The sequence below is a fragment of the Lautropia dentalis genome, from assembly GCF_003892345.1.
Taxonomy (GTDB): Bacteria; Pseudomonadota; Gammaproteobacteria; order Burkholderiales; family Burkholderiaceae_E; genus Lautropia; species Lautropia dentalis.
On record NZ_RRUE01000002.1, the window covers coordinates 148,189 to 161,298 of the forward strand.

At 64.3% G+C, this 13,110-nt stretch carries 12 protein-coding genes; 3 read left to right on the forward strand and 9 right to left on the reverse strand.

What is annotated here, in order from left to right:
• Positions 1–8: 8 nt before the first annotated feature.
• The 3 genes from aroB to EHV23_RS08685 form a co-directional block, all read right to left on the reverse strand.
• Positions 9–1,097: a 3-dehydroquinate synthase gene (aroB, locus tag EHV23_RS08675; protein WP_125095726.1), complete on the reverse strand. Its 1,089-nt coding sequence runs from the start codon at positions 1,095–1,097 to the stop codon at positions 9–11.
• Positions 1,098–1,196: 99 nt separating this feature from the next.
• Positions 1,197–1,772 (reverse strand): shikimate kinase, encoded by a 576-nt coding sequence (locus tag EHV23_RS08680; RefSeq protein ID WP_125095727.1) that lies wholly within the window; start codon positions 1,770–1,772, stop codon positions 1,197–1,199.
• Positions 1,773–1,828: 56 nt separating this feature from the next.
• Positions 1,829–3,007 (reverse strand): RpnC/YadD family protein, encoded by a 1,179-nt coding sequence (locus EHV23_RS08685; protein WP_125095728.1) that lies wholly within the window; start codon positions 3,005–3,007, stop codon positions 1,829–1,831.
• 262 nt (positions 3,008–3,269) lie between these two features.
• On the opposite strand from EHV23_RS08685, the gene EHV23_RS08690 reads away from it, so the two are divergent.
• Positions 3,270–3,572, forward strand: coding sequence for a type II toxin-antitoxin system TacA family antitoxin (locus EHV23_RS08690; RefSeq protein ID WP_125095729.1), 303 nt, complete (start codon positions 3,270–3,272; stop codon positions 3,570–3,572).
• Positions 3,573–3,794: 222 nt separating this feature from the next.
• Positions 3,795–4,433, forward strand: coding sequence for an NYN domain-containing protein (locus EHV23_RS08695; RefSeq protein WP_125095730.1), 639 nt, complete (start codon positions 3,795–3,797; stop codon positions 4,431–4,433).
• A 200-nt stretch (positions 4,434–4,633) separates the two neighbouring features.
• On the opposite strand, the gene EHV23_RS08700 is transcribed toward EHV23_RS08695, so the two are convergent.
• From EHV23_RS08700 to EHV23_RS08720, 5 genes are read right to left on the reverse strand one after another with little or no spacing between them, the layout of a single operon-like run.
• Positions 4,634–6,847, reverse strand: a complete 2,214-nt coding sequence (locus EHV23_RS08700; RefSeq protein WP_125095731.1) for a type IV pilus secretin PilQ — start codon at positions 6,845–6,847, stop codon at positions 4,634–4,636.
• Positions 6,848–6,873: 26 nt separating this feature from the next.
• The gene (locus EHV23_RS08705) at positions 6,874–7,401 is read right to left on the reverse strand and encodes a pilus assembly protein PilP (protein ID WP_158615899.1); all 528 of its coding nucleotides are present in this window, start codon (positions 7,399–7,401) and stop codon (positions 6,874–6,876) included.
• 17 nt (positions 7,402–7,418) lie between these two features.
• Positions 7,419–8,057, reverse strand: a complete 639-nt coding sequence (locus EHV23_RS08710) for a type IV pilus inner membrane component PilO (RefSeq protein WP_125095733.1) — start codon at positions 8,055–8,057, stop codon at positions 7,419–7,421.
• Complete coding sequence (locus EHV23_RS08715; protein ID WP_125095734.1) at positions 8,057–8,692, reverse strand: PilN domain-containing protein; 636 nt, start codon at positions 8,690–8,692, stop codon at positions 8,057–8,059. The genes EHV23_RS08710 and EHV23_RS08715 overlap by 1 nt, the downstream gene beginning before the upstream one ends.
• On the reverse strand, positions 8,689–9,771 hold the full coding sequence (locus EHV23_RS08720) for a pilus assembly protein PilM (RefSeq protein ID WP_125095735.1): 1,083 nt from the start codon (positions 9,769–9,771) through the stop codon (positions 8,689–8,691). The genes EHV23_RS08715 and EHV23_RS08720 overlap by 4 nt, the downstream gene beginning before the upstream one ends.
• 467 nt (positions 9,772–10,238) lie before the next feature.
• Between EHV23_RS08720 and EHV23_RS08725 the strand changes: the two genes are divergently transcribed.
• Entirely contained in the window at positions 10,239–12,662 is a 2,424-nt protein-coding gene (locus EHV23_RS08725; protein ID WP_125095736.1) for a penicillin-binding protein 1A, read from the forward strand.
• An 83-nt stretch (positions 12,663–12,745) separates the two neighbouring features.
• Here the strand turns inward: EHV23_RS08725 and cyaY are convergent, their stop codons facing one another.
• A complete protein-coding gene (cyaY, locus tag EHV23_RS08730; protein WP_125095737.1) occupies positions 12,746–13,078 on the reverse strand; it encodes an iron donor protein CyaY in 333 nt (110 codons plus the stop codon).
• Positions 13,079–13,110: the final 32 nt, after the last annotated feature.

Below are 13,110 nucleotides of genomic sequence, written 5' to 3' on the forward strand. Positions count from 1 at the left end.
CGGGTACGTCACCCCAAGTGAGTGGCGATGACCTCTCGCACCAGTGCCTCGTCGGCGCGGGTGGTGGCAGCCTTGCCCAGACCGTCGAGCACCACGAACACCGGTGTCCCCCGGTCGGCCTTCTTGTCGATGGACATGTAGCGCAGATAATCGTCCACCGGCCACTGCGGTGCCTTCACCGGCAGGCCGGCCGCCTCGATGGCCTGCACCAGCACCGCCATGTCGGTGGCCGGCATCCTGCCCAGCCGCACCGACAGATCGGCCGCCATCACCATGCCGGCCGCCACCGCCTCGCCATGCAGCCACTTGCCGTAGCCTGCCCCCACCTCCACGGCATGGCCGAAGGTATGGCCAAAATTCAGGTGTGCCCGCACACCGGCCTCACGCTCGTCGGCTGCCACCACCCCGGCCTTGATGCGCATCGACACGAGGATGGCGCGCGCCAGCGCATCGGGATCGCAGGCCAGCAGCGCCGGCATGTCGGCCGCCACCTGTTCCAGATAGGTCCGGTCCGCAATGGCACCGTGCTTGATCACCTCGGCCAGACCGGCCGCCAGCTCGCGTGGAGGCAACGTCCTGAGCACGCCGGTGTCGGCCACCACCAGCCGCGGCTGGTGGAACGCCCCCACCATGTTCTTGCCCCGGCGATGATTGATGCCCGTCTTGCCCCCCACCGACGAATCCACCTGTGCCAGCAGGCTGGTGGGCACCTGCACGAAATCGATGCCCCGCTGGAAACTGGCGGCCGCAAACCCGGCCAGGTCCCCCACCACACCCCCGCCCAGCGCCACCACCAGGCTCTTGCGGTCCAGATGGGCCTCCAGCATGCGGTCGTGAATGGCATCGAGCTGTTCCCAGCACTTGCTGGACTCGCCCGCCGGCACCACGATGCGCACCACCTGATGCGCCACCGGCGCCAGCAGCAGCTCCACCTGATGACCATAGAGCGGATCCACATTGCTGTCGGACACGATGGCCACCGAGCGCCCCTTCGCCACAGCCTGGAAGGCCGGATTGGCTTCCAGCAGGCCATGGCCCACCTGGATGTCGTAACTGCGGGCGCCGAGATCGACGGTGAGAATCTGGGGATCGGACATGGCAGAAGTCAGACGGGAGAAGAAAGGAGCAAAGGAGCGGCGGAAAGGGTCATACCTTCCCGGAAAGGAAATACACCGCCACGGCACGGAAGCGGATCGTCACGGCACAGCGGACACACCGGGCGGAGACGCTGCCGGGGGAGCAGACGGTGGCTCCACGTGGCCGGCCAGCAGCTTCACGATGACATCGACGATCTGGTCGATGGGCTGGCGGCTGGTGGTGACCACATGATGGGCCACCGCGTGATAGAGCGGCTCGCGGTCGGCCGTGAGCTTCTGGATGCGCTCACGCGGGTTGGCCGTGCGCAGCAGTGGCCGGTTGCGGTCGCGTCGCAGCCGCTGCCACAGATCGGACGCCGACGCCTGCAGATAGATGACGCGGCCCCGGGCATGCAGCATCTGCCGGTTCGCCTCGGACAGTACCGCGCCACCGCCCGTGGCCAGTACCAGCCCGGACCGCAGCGTCAGCTCGTCCAGCAGCATGCTTTCGCGCCGGCGAAAGCCGGCCTCGCCTTCCAGCTCGAAGATGGTTGGCACGCTCACGCCCAGGCGCTCTTCCAGCTCGCGGTCGGCGTCGATGAAGGCACGATCCAGCCGCCGTGCCAGTCTCACCCCTACGGTCGACTTGCCAGCGCCCATCATGCCCACCAGGAATATCGAATACGGGGGGCTCATGGCGCCTAAAGGTACCAGAAAGCGGGCGGGGTGTCGGGGTGCAGGTTCTGGGGGGGTCACTGCAGACGGAAGACCTCGTCCAGCGACTGGGCCGTCAGAAGGCGCAGGCTCCAGTGGCGCAGTTCCTCCTGGCTGGCACCAGCGAGACGCTTCGATGTTTCGTCGTCCAGCGGACCGAAGCGCTCAGCCAGCATGTCGGCCAGCATCCGGGCCACCCCCTGTTGCGCGCCCTCCTGCATGAGCGCCGGGCGCAATTCCTGCATGAGCGCCGGCCGCAGCTCCTGCCGCAACTCCTGCTTCAGCCCGGGAATCAGCTGCTGGCGCAGCATGGGCTCCAGCTCTTTCGTGAGATTCTCCCTGAGGTGTTCCACCAAACCTGCCATGTGCGTTTTCTCCGAAGGGTAAAGCTGCTGATACAGGCGAAACTCATCATCGCCCAGATGAAGGTAACTGGCAATGAACCCCTCGAAGAGGTTCTGCTTCTCCGGGTCGGACTCCAGTTCCAGCAGACCGTTGACAGCATGCGCGTACACCCGCACCCGCGACAGCGGATCGGACGGGTAGCCCATGCAGACCGACAGGATGCGGGCCACCACATTGGGATGCGCCGCAAAGTCTGCGGCCTTCAGGCGGGGCAGCTCCACGGTCCGGAAGCGAAAGCGCACCGTCCAGTCACTGTCCGCCTGCAGGCAGAACTCGCTTCTGATTCTGCCACGCCTGAGAAAGATCACAACCACCGCGGCCCGTTCGATCTTCTCGGCCAGCGCCAGACCGGTGGTGTAATGCAGCAGCCGCAGCGGCGAGAAACGCGAGGGCACGCTCTCCTCCTCGAACAGCACCACCATGTCCTCGCGCTCGCCGCCGGGCCACGAGACACGCAGTGGCGTGTCCATCTCGAAGAAGCGATCACCCAGGCGCCGCTTGGGCAGCTCCTGGCGCAGCGGACGGACGGTGAAGTTGCCGTCCAGCGTGAAGCCCTCCTCCGGCAGGAAGAAGGCCAGTGCCTCCCGGGGACAGGCAAGGATCAGGTTCTTGAAGTTCTGGTCGTGGCTGGGGTGCGGCGGCGGCTCTCCGCCGGGACACGGGGAGGCGTGGACGGCATCTGGAACAGGGCTGGCATCGGGGATATGGCCTGCATCGGCAACATGGCCGGCATCACCACCCGGTGTGCGCTCAGCCAGAGGCTCGCCCGGAGGCGGATTGCTGCGGTTGTCTGGTTCATCACTGGCGTTCATCGTGAAAGCCCGAAAGCTGGGATTCGGGCATTTCAGCAGGGCAGGTCAGCGCTGGCGTGCGACAAATGCACGGGGTGGACGGACGACCTAGGCCAGATGGACGATCAGCCTCGGGCATGCGCAGCGCCGGGCTGCTGCCAAACGACGGCAGACAACCTTAACCCCAGATTGACCCGTACGGCTCCCAGCCGCACAATGAATCCCAGCAGGAACCTCGTCCAGTCGAGGGCAGACGCAGATCATCGCTGGGAGCATTTTCATCATGACCGCCATTACCTCTGCCAAGCCAGCCCCCAAGGCTTCTGCGCGACTCGAAGCACGCATAAGCGCCGATCTGCACGCCATGCTCAAACGCGCAGCCGAACTGCAGGGACGCACGATGACCGATTTTGTCGTGTCAGCCGTGCAGACCGCAGCCCTGCAGGCCATCGACCAGCAGGAAGTGATTCGCCTGTCCCTGACTGATCAGGAACGCTTTGCCGACGCGCTGCTTTCGCCTCCCGCGGCTCCCCCTGCCCTGCGGCGTGCGCTGGACCGTCATGACGACCTGCTGCGTTCCGAATGATGGACGCGCCATTTCTGGTTTCGACAGCACTGCCGTCATCCATGAGACGCCACCTATTGACTTTCGCAGTGACATCCCACACAATAGTGACTGTATCCCCTCACGAACCTCGGTTCGTGAGTGCGGCCTCCGTCAGGAGGCCAGCATCCCTACCCCCCTGAAGGCTTCGGCCTTTAGGCGCGAGGCCCCCGCAAGGGGGCTTCTGCATTTCTGGAACATGAAATGGCCGCAAAGAAGCCCAGAACCAGTGTTTACATCGACGGGTTCAACCTGTATTACGGCGCTCTGAAAGGGACTCCTTTCAAATGGCTGGATCTCAGGGCTCTGTGCCAAGCCTATCTGCCCAATAACGATATAGATCACATCAAGTATTTTACTGCACGCATCAGCGCCCGGCCCAACGATCCGTTGCAGCCAGCCCGCCAGCAGGCCTATCTGCGCGCCCTCTCGACAATTCCTGTTGTGGACATCATCTATGGGCACTACCTGTCCCACAAGGTGAAAGCAAGACTTGCAAACCCGGAACCAGGAAAAAATCCATACGTTGACATCATCAAGACGGAAGAGAAGGGCTCGGACGTCAACTTGGCAGCCCACCTGCTGCATGACGCACATCTTGATCGTTTCGACATTGCTGTCGTCGTGTCCAACGACTCCGACCTGCTGGAGCCCATCAAACTGGCAAGAGGCGAACTGGGTAAATCAGTGGGCATTCTCAACCCACAAAAGAAACCCAGCCGCGCCATCGTTCCTCACGTGGATTTTATCAAGCAGATCCGCCCAGGCGCACTGGAAGCTTGTCAACTCCCTGAATCGATCAGCGACGAACATGGCGTCGTCAGAAAACCGCAAGACTGGTAGGCCTGAACATTGATTCAGGCTCACAGGATCGGCTTCGAGGCACTTGCCTGGTAGAAAAGCTCATGCAGTCACCAAGGCCGCCGGAAAACCAAACCTGACTTCGGTCTCCTGCAAGCAAAAAGCGGCCACCCGGCCGCTTTTTGCTTTCCCGGAAGAACCGCCCCACCAGGCGCGGCCCTTCCTTTCAGGCGGGCATCAGCTCACCGCTGCGCCAGCTTGTCCGTCACGATCCGCGGCGTCAGGAACACCAGCAGTTCGGTCCGGTCGTTCGAGCGCGAGGTGCTGCGGAACAGGTAGCCCAGGATGGGGATGTCGCCCAGCAGGGGCACCTTGTCGGTACGGTTGCGCTCGTACTGTTCGTAGATGCCGCCGATCACCACCGTGCCGCCATCTTCCACCAGCACCTGCGTCTTCACGTGGCGGGTGTCGATGGCGTAGCCGGCGTTGGTCAGCTGGCCCACGGCGTCGCGGCTCACGTCCACATCCAGAATCACGTTGCCTTCCGGCGTGATCTGCGGAGTCACTTCCAGGCGCAGGTTGGCCTTGCGGAACGACACCGAGGTGGCGCCGCTGGACGTGGCCGACTGGTACGGCAGCTCGGTACCCTGCTCGATCACGGCCGGGCGCTGGCTGGAGGTCAGCACGCGCGGGCTGGAAACCACCTTGCCGCGCTGGTCGGCTTCGAGGGCCGAGAGTTCCAGGTTGATGAAGCGCGACAGGCTGGAACCGAACAGGCTGATGGCCAGCGAGGCCGGGTTCGTGCCGTTGATGCCACCGGCCGGGAAGCTGAAGAAGTTGGTGTTGGCCAGGTCCGTGGCCTTGCCCAGGCCCACGGCGGCGCCAGATTCTTCACCGCCCAGCTGCGCGGACAGGTCGGCCGAACCGGACAGGTTGCCCGAAATGGTGCCGTAACCCACGCGGCCCAGCTTCGAGCCCGGACCATAGACCGGCACGTTGTAGGCTTCGGCCTCGCCCGTCACCGGGTTCGGACGCGACACCGTGCGGTACATGGTGGAGCGGCGGTCGTAGTAGCCCAGCTTGGTGCCGAGGTTGCGCGAGAAGCGGTCGTCGGCTTCGACGATGCGGGCCTCGATCAGCACCTGGCGCACCGGGATGTCGATCTGCGCAATCATCTGGCGCACTTCATCCAGGCGCGACGGGGTGTCCATCACGAACAGCTTGTTCGAGCGGATGTCGGCCAGGGCGCTGCCGCGCTTGGACAGGACCGACTGTTTCTCGTCGGTCAGCATGTCGCGGATCTTCTCGGCGGTCTGGTAGTTCAGCGTGAAGGTCTCGGTACGCAGCGGCTCGATTTCGGCAATCTGCTGTTTCGATTCCAGCGTGAGCTTTTCCTTGGTGGCCAGTTCTTCACGTGGGGCGATCATCACGACGTTGCCGTTCTTGCGCATGTCCAGGCCACGCGACTGCATGATGATGTCCAGTGCCTGGTCCCAGGGCACGTCCTTCAGGCGCAGGGTGAGTTTGCCCTGCACGGTGTCGCTGGTGACGATGTTCAGATTGGTGAAGTCGGCAATGACCTGCAGCAGCGCACGCACGTCGACGTTCTGGAAGTTCAGCGACAGACGCTCGCCGCGGTAGCCGGGGCGGCTGCCCTGCGTGAGGCGGTTCGGGTCTTCCTTGACGGGTTTGACTTCCACCACGAACTGCGAGTCGCTCTGGTAGGCGCTGTGCTCCCACAGGCCCTGCGGCTCGATGATCAGGCGGGTGTTGCCACTCTGATACTGTGTGCGCACCGTTTTGATGGGCGTGCCGAAGTCGGCCACGTCCAGCTGGCGACGCAGGTTGGCCGGCAGCGAGGTGCCCTGGAATTCGACGATCAGGTTCTTGCCCTGCTGGCGCACGTCCACACCGGCGCCGTCGTCGGACAGGTCGATGACCACACGGCCTTCACCGTCCTTGCCACGGCGGAAGTCGATGTCCTTCAGCGCGTGGGCGCTGCCGCGGGCGTTCTGGGCCACCATCGGCAGCGGGCCGGATTTGACCGGGGCGCCGACCACGGTGTCCTGGCGGTTGAGCGACAGGATCAGGTCGTTGCCGTCGATCTCGGTCTGAAAGCGCATGGGACGCGACATGTTCAGGACGACGCGCGAACGCTCGCCACTCTGCACCACGTTGACGCTTTTCACGTCACCGCCGGCAATTTCGACCAGGCTGCGGCCGATGCGGTTGTCGGTGTCCTTGAAGTCGAGCGCCAGCCGGTGCGGGTTGGCCAGGCTGAAGCTGGGCGGTACCTCGGTCAGCGGCATGCCCATGCGGATGCGCACCTGCGTGGCTTCACCCTGCTGCGAGCCGATGATCGATTCGATGGAATTGCTGATGGCCCAGGCCGGGCTGGCAGCAACGGTGCCGAACCCGACAAGGGCTGCGGCGATGGAGGTTTTCAGAAAGCGCATGGCCGTATGTTTCCCAGGTCGTTGGTTCATGATTTGGGTTCGTCTTCGAGAGAGAGCGTGGTGTCCTGTTCCACCCAGTCGCCGGCGGCATCGCGCACCAGCTCCTTCACGCCCATTTCGGTTTCGGTAATCCTGGTGATGCGACCGTAGTTCTGGCCCACGTAGTTGCCCACGCGTGCCTGATAGACCACGTCATCCACCGCCAGCAATGCAACGTTGCCGTTGGTTTTGTTCTGCAGGTGACCCACCAGCTTCACGGAGTCCAGCGGGAAGTTCTCGAGCACTTCCTTGCGGCGGTTGCGGTCCGGCGCCAGGCCCGAGCGGCTGCGGTCGCTCAGATTGGCCATGGCCACCACCAGCTTGCTGTCCGAGAAGGGGTCGTAGTCCAGCTTCGCTTCGTAGCGGAAGGGCACGAAATTCTTCGGCTCGTCCAGCTTGCCCACCTTGCGCGGCGTGTCGTTGCGGGTGTTGTCCATCCACGCCTGCACTTCATCGAGGTTGGCGCTGCAGCCGCTGAGCACGGTGCCCAGCAGCAGGGCCGAGCCTGCGGTCATCCATCGTTTGTGCGCGTTCATTTCTTGCCCCCGGCCGCCTGACCGGCGATTTCATCCTTGTCCAGATAGCGGAAGGTTTTTGCGGTGGCGCTCATTTCCAGATTCCCACCGTTCTTGTGTTCGATGGTGATGTTGTTGAGCGTCACGATACGTGGCAGGTTAGCCAGGTCGCTGCTGAACGAGGCCAGGTCGTGGAACCCGCCCACCACCTTCACGGCGATGGGCAGTTCGGCGTAGTGTTTCTTCAGCTCCACGGAACCCGGGCGGAACAGCTGCAGCGTGGCGCCACGACCCACACCGGCCTGGTTGATGTCCGACAGCAGGGCATCCATTTCGGCACGGCTGGGCAGCTGTTTCTCCAGCACGCCCACGTACTGTTCGGCCAGCACTTTCTGGCGGCGCAGGTCGTCGAGGTTGACGGCCTTGGCCACTTTCTGCGTGTATTCGTCCTTCAGGGTCTGCTCCTGGGCCTGGGCCGATTCCAGTTCCTCGTTCAGGCCGCTCCAGTAGGCAAACCAGCCGGCAGCCACCAGGGCAGCCACGACGCCCGAGAGCAGCAGCGCCTTGGGGGCAATCGGCCACAGGCCGGGGTGGCGGCCGTTCAGACCCTCGAACTGCCGGGTCAGGCCGCTGAAATTGATTTCAACGTTCTTCATCACTTGGCTCCCTGGGTGGCAGCGGTGTTGAGGGCCACCTTGCCGGGCTGGGCGTTGAGCTGCGCCGGCGCCTGGCGCTTGACCAGCACGTTCAGGCGGAATTCATGCGCACGCTTGACATCGCCGTTGCGGCCGCGGCTGCGCAGTTCTTCCTCACGGATTTCCTCGAGCTGCGGTTTTTCCAGCCACGGGCTGCCGTCGCTGAGGTTGCGCAGGAATTCGGCCACGCGTTCGTTGGACTGTGCCTTGCCGGTGAGCGTGACCTGCATATCGCGCTGTTCCAGCTTGTCCAGGTACACGCCTTCAGGTGTCATCTTGACCAGCTCGTCGAACAGGTGCACCGGGATGGTCCGGTCGCTCTGCAGGTCTTCCACGGCGGTCTGGCGTGCCTTCAGCGAGGCAATGGCGCTTTCCAGATCCTTGATTTCCGCGATCTGCGCATCGAGTTTCTGGTTCTCGTTGCGGATCAGGTCGTTGCGGGCATTCTGGTTCTCGATCTGGTGGTTGATGAACATCCCGCCCAGAAACACCAGGCCACCGCCCACCAGGGCCGCGGCCACCAGCTGGCCGTTGAAGTCGCGTTTGCGCCGCTCGCGTTTCTGTTCGCGGTGCGGCAACAGGTTGATACGGATCATTGGTCGAACCTCCTCATGGCCAGGCCGCAGCTCACGAGCAGTGCGGGCGCGTCCAGATTCATCTGTTTCTCGGACACGGCATCACCGATTTCCATGCCCTGGAAGGGGCTGAGGATTTCGGTGGGCACCGAGGTTTTCTGCAGTACCGCTTCGGCCAGGCCCGGGGTGACGGCCGCGCCGCCTGCCAGCAGGATCCGGTCGACACGCTGGTACGGCGTGGACGAGAAGAAGAACTGCAGCGAGCGGGCCAGTTCGGTGGCGCCGGCCTCGACGAAGGGGTGCAGCAGTTCTTTCGTGTAGTTTTCGGGCAGGTCGCCGCTGCGCTTCTTCAGCTCGGCCTCTTCGGCGGTCAGACCGTAGAGGCGCACGATTTCCTGCGTCAGCTGGTTGCCGCCGAAGGGCTGTTCGCGCTCGAAGACGGTCTGGCCGTTGTAGACCACGGCCAGGCGCGTGGCGGTCTGGCCGATGTCGAACACGGCCAGGATCTGCCCTTCACCGCCGGCCGGCAGCTGGCTGATGATGTTGTCGATGGAGATGCGGGCCGCGTAGGGTTCGACATCGATGATCAGCGGCTTCAGGCCGGCCAGTTCGGCCACCATCACCCGGTCATCGACCTTTTCCTTGCGCGAGGCGGCCAGCAGCACGTCGACGCTGGTTTCGTCGGTGGCCGAGGGACCCAGCACCTGGAAATCCAGGTTCACTTCGTCGATGGCGAAGGGGATGTACTGGCTGGCCTCCGATTCGACCTGCACCTCGTAGTCATCCTCGGTCAGATCCGCCGGCAGCGTGATCCGCTTGGTGATGACCGACGACGAAGGCAGCGCCATGGCCACCTGCCGGGTCGAGGTACCGGCCTTGCGCAGGGCACGCAGCAGCGCATCGGCCACGGCTTCGTGACGTTCCACGTTGCCATCGACCACGGCGCCACGCTCGATCGGCTCGATGGCGTACCGTTCCAGGCGCATCGGTGCCTGTTTACCGGCGGAAAGCTCGACGACTTTGACGCTGGACGCGCTGAAATCCACCCCGATCAACGGGGCCGGTCCACGCGATAACAATGTTTGAAGGCCAAATCCCACAAAACCACCCGATCAAGAAAAAATCCCCGGGAAACCGGTCCGAAGACCTGCATCCCTTACAATTCCCCATTTACCGCCTGACAAACAGGGGCTCACTTTAAGATCTTTTTCGACGTTTTCATCCACCTTCCCGAACCACTGATCAAGGCGCGTTACCCTTTGGTCGCTCGTCGGGGAAGAGCAGTCGAATTTGCCGGTCGAACGGTCGTTTGCGCTGCAGCAGGGGTCGGAAATCCTGCCGGGAGGCATGGGACCAATGACACGTTTCCCAGGCCGGCCAGGCGCTTGCGACATCCGGCGGCACAGCACGCTGTTCGTCGACACGGGTGTAGATGTAACTGATGCAGCTGCCCGGCGCCCCCTGCAGCCGACCGGTGGCAAGCCACACCGGATGACCTCGCGGTGCGCTTCCTTTATAGTGTCGAGTTGGCGCGGCATGCCCGCTCCCCCTGTTCACGCACGCATTCATGAAGCAAGAACCCACTCTGTCCAGCTCCCCCACCCGGCAGCCCTCCTCCCTGGGGCCCGCCCCGGGCCGCCGCGCCCCCCGGGGCCGCAGTCCCGCCAAGCCCCCCCGCCGGCATCCGGTGCTGCGTTTTCTGGGCTGGTCGGCAGCGACAGGGGGCGTCCTGGTGATCACGGCGGGGCTGCTGGGCGTGATGGCCTACGAGGTGGCCTCCAGCCAGCTCCCGCCGCTCACGGCCCTGACCGATTACCGGCCCAAGCTGCCCATGCAGGTCTTCTCGGCCGACGGGCTGCTGATCGGCGAGTACGGCGCAGAGAAGCGCACGGTGGTGTCGTACGACAGCTTCCCGGTCAAGATGCGCGAGGCCATCCTGGCGGCCGAGGACGACGAGTTCTTCTCCCACCACGGCATCGACCTGCCGGGGGTGGCGCGGGCCATCCTGGCCAACATCAAGAGCGGTGGCCGTGGCCAGGGTGCCAGCACCATCACCATGCAGCTGGCGCGCACCACCTTCCTGAGCCGCGAGCGCAAGTTCACACGCAAGTTCTACGAGGTGCTGCTGACGCTGCGCATCGAGCAGGAGCTGACCAAGCAGCAGATCTTCGAGATCTACGCCAACCAGATCTTCCTGGGGCAGCGCTCGTACGGCTTTGCCACGGCGGCCCAGACCTACTTCGGCAAGCCGCTGTCGGAACTCTCCATCGGCCAGATGGCCATGCTGGCCGGCCTGCCCAAGGCACCGGCCCGTGACAACCCGATTGCCAACCCCGAGCGGGCGCGCCAGCGGCAGCAGTACGTGCTGTCACGCATGCGCACGCTGGGCTTCATCACGGAAGAGCAGTACCAGCAGGCCCGCAACGAGGAGCTGAAGGTACACATCGACCGGCCCACCTTCCCGCTGCAGGCACAGTGGGCCTCCGAAATGGCCCGCACGCTGGTGGCCGAGCAGTTCAGGGACGACGCCTACACCGGCGGGCTGCGTGTCTACACCACCATCCGCGCAAAGGACCAGCGGGCAGCCAACCGGGCAGTGCAGGATGCCGTGTTTGCCTTCGACCGCAAGCATGGCTATCGCGGCCCTGAATCGGCGGTGGACCTGAACACTAACGACGAGACCGAACGCGAGGACCGCATCGAGGAAGCCGTGGCCCAGGCGGGTGACGTGGGCAAACTGCTGTCGGCGGTGGTGCTGTCGGCCAGCCCGCAGAAGGTCACGGTGTCGCGTGGACGCGAGGTGAGCTTCGACATTTCCGGGCCCGGGCTGGCCTTCGTGAAGGGGTGGCTCAATCCGAAGGCACCCGCCAACCGGCGGCTGCGCCCGGGCGCCGTGGTGCGCATCACCGAAGGGAAGAACGGCTGGGAGATCACCCAGGCACCCGAGGTGGAAGCGGCCATGGTGACGCTCGACACCAACGATGGCGCCATCCGCGCCATGGTGGGCGGCTACGATTTCAGCCGCAGCAAGTTCAACCGGGCCACGCAGTCGGTGCGCCAGCCGGGCTCGGTGCTCAAGCCCTTCATCTACTCGGCCGCGCTGGAAAAGGGCTTCATGACCACCTCGGTGGTCAATGATGCGCCGATCATTCTGGATCCGGCCACCACGGGCAACCAGCTCTGGGAACCGAAAAACTACGGCGGCCACTACGAGGGGCCGATGACGCTGCGCACGGCGCTGGCCAAGTCGAAGAACATGCCGTCGATCCGCATCCTGCAGGACATCGGTGTCGACTACGCGCAGGACTATCTGGGCCGCAACTTCGGCATCCGGCCCGAGCGCAACCCCGCCTACCTGACCATGGCGCTGGGCGCCGGCAGCGTGACGCCCATGCAGATCGCCACCGGGATCGCCACCTTTGCCAACGGCGGTTACCGGCTGGAGCCGTACCTGATCGACCGCATCACCGACCAGACCGGCCGTGAAGTGGCCAGGGCCAATCCGCCCCGGGCCGGCGGCGAGGACAACCTGACCATCGATCCGCGCAATGCCTTCCTGATGGACAGCATGCTCAAGACGGTGGCCCGCCACGGTACGGCCGCCCGGGTGACGAAGGAGGTGAAGCGCAACGACCTGGCCGGCAAGACCGGCACCACCAACGATTCACGCGATGCCTGGTTTGCCGGCTATGCCACCGGAGTGGCCGGGGTGACGTGGCTGGGCTACGACCGGCCAAGACCCCTGGGCGAACGCGAGACCGGCGGTGGCCTGGCACTGCCGATCTGGATCGAATACCTGAAGGAAGTGATGCCCGGGGTGCCGGAGAAGGCACGGCCGGTGCCGCACGGGGTGACCGAGATCGACGGCGAATACTATCTGGACGAGGCCCAGCCCAGCAGCCCGGGGGTGAAACGGGCGCTGGGGATCACCGAGGACGGTCTTTCGTCCGATCTGAAGGACGGCCAGCAGACCAAGGACCAGATCTTCTGAGTTCGGGGCCGTTCCATGGCCACACCTCATGGAGGGATGAGGTGTGGCACCTGAAAGTCGGGTCCAGACTGCCCGGACGGTTTTCAGAACCGGATGGCCGACAGGTCGATGGGCTGGCCGGCATGAAAGCCGATTTCTTCGGTCAGCAGGGCCAGCAGTTCCTTGCCGCTGCGGGTGTCGATCCACTGGCCATCGGCTGGGCGGAAGTGAAAGCCGCCCCGTTTGGAGGCCACCCACACCTCGCCGGCCGCCTCGTGGCTGTTGATGACCATCTGCGACCGGTCTTCGAACTCGAGGGTGATGACGTTGCCGGCGCGGGTGACTTCCAGATCCATGTCGGCGTTCTCGCCGGCCACTTCGATGCCTTCGGTGAGCGCGTCGAGCACGACGCCGACCTGCTGTGAGAATTCGCTCATGCTAAAGTTCAGTTCCTTCTGTAATGGGCTGC

Bases quoted from the DNA above. Each gene is read 5' to 3' on its own strand.
- EHV23_RS08725 (WP_125095736.1), top strand. From the start codon at position 10,239: ATGAAGCAAGAACCCACTCTGTCCAGCTCCCCCACCCGGCAGCCCTCC.
- EHV23_RS08695 (WP_125095730.1), top strand. From the start codon at position 3,795: ATGGCCGCAAAGAAGCCCAGAACCAGTGTTTACATCGACGGGTTCAAC.
- EHV23_RS08705 (WP_158615899.1), bottom strand. From the start codon at position 7,401: ATGACCGCAGGCTCGGCCCTGCTGCTGGGCACCGTGCTCAGCGGCTGC.
- EHV23_RS08685 (WP_125095728.1), bottom strand. From the start codon at position 3,007: ATGAACGCCAGTGATGAACCAGACAACCGCAGCAATCCGCCTCCGGGC.
- EHV23_RS08700 (WP_125095731.1), bottom strand. From the start codon at position 6,847: ATGCGCTTTCTGAAAACCTCCATCGCCGCAGCCCTTGTCGGGTTCGGC.
- EHV23_RS08680 (WP_125095727.1), bottom strand. From the start codon at position 1,772: ATGAGCCCCCCGTATTCGATATTCCTGGTGGGCATGATGGGCGCTGGC.
- EHV23_RS08715 (WP_125095734.1), bottom strand. From the start codon at position 8,692: ATGATCCGTATCAACCTGTTGCCGCACCGCGAACAGAAACGCGAGCGG.
- aroB (WP_125095726.1), bottom strand. From the start codon at position 1,097: ATGTCCGATCCCCAGATTCTCACCGTCGATCTCGGCGCCCGCAGTTAC.
- cyaY (WP_125095737.1), bottom strand. From the start codon at position 13,078: ATGAGCGAATTCTCACAGCAGGTCGGCGTCGTGCTCGACGCGCTCACC.
- EHV23_RS08690 (WP_125095729.1), top strand. From the start codon at position 3,270: ATGACCGCCATTACCTCTGCCAAGCCAGCCCCCAAGGCTTCTGCGCGA.
- EHV23_RS08710 (WP_125095733.1), bottom strand. From the start codon at position 8,057: ATGAAGAACGTTGAAATCAATTTCAGCGGCCTGACCCGGCAGTTCGAG.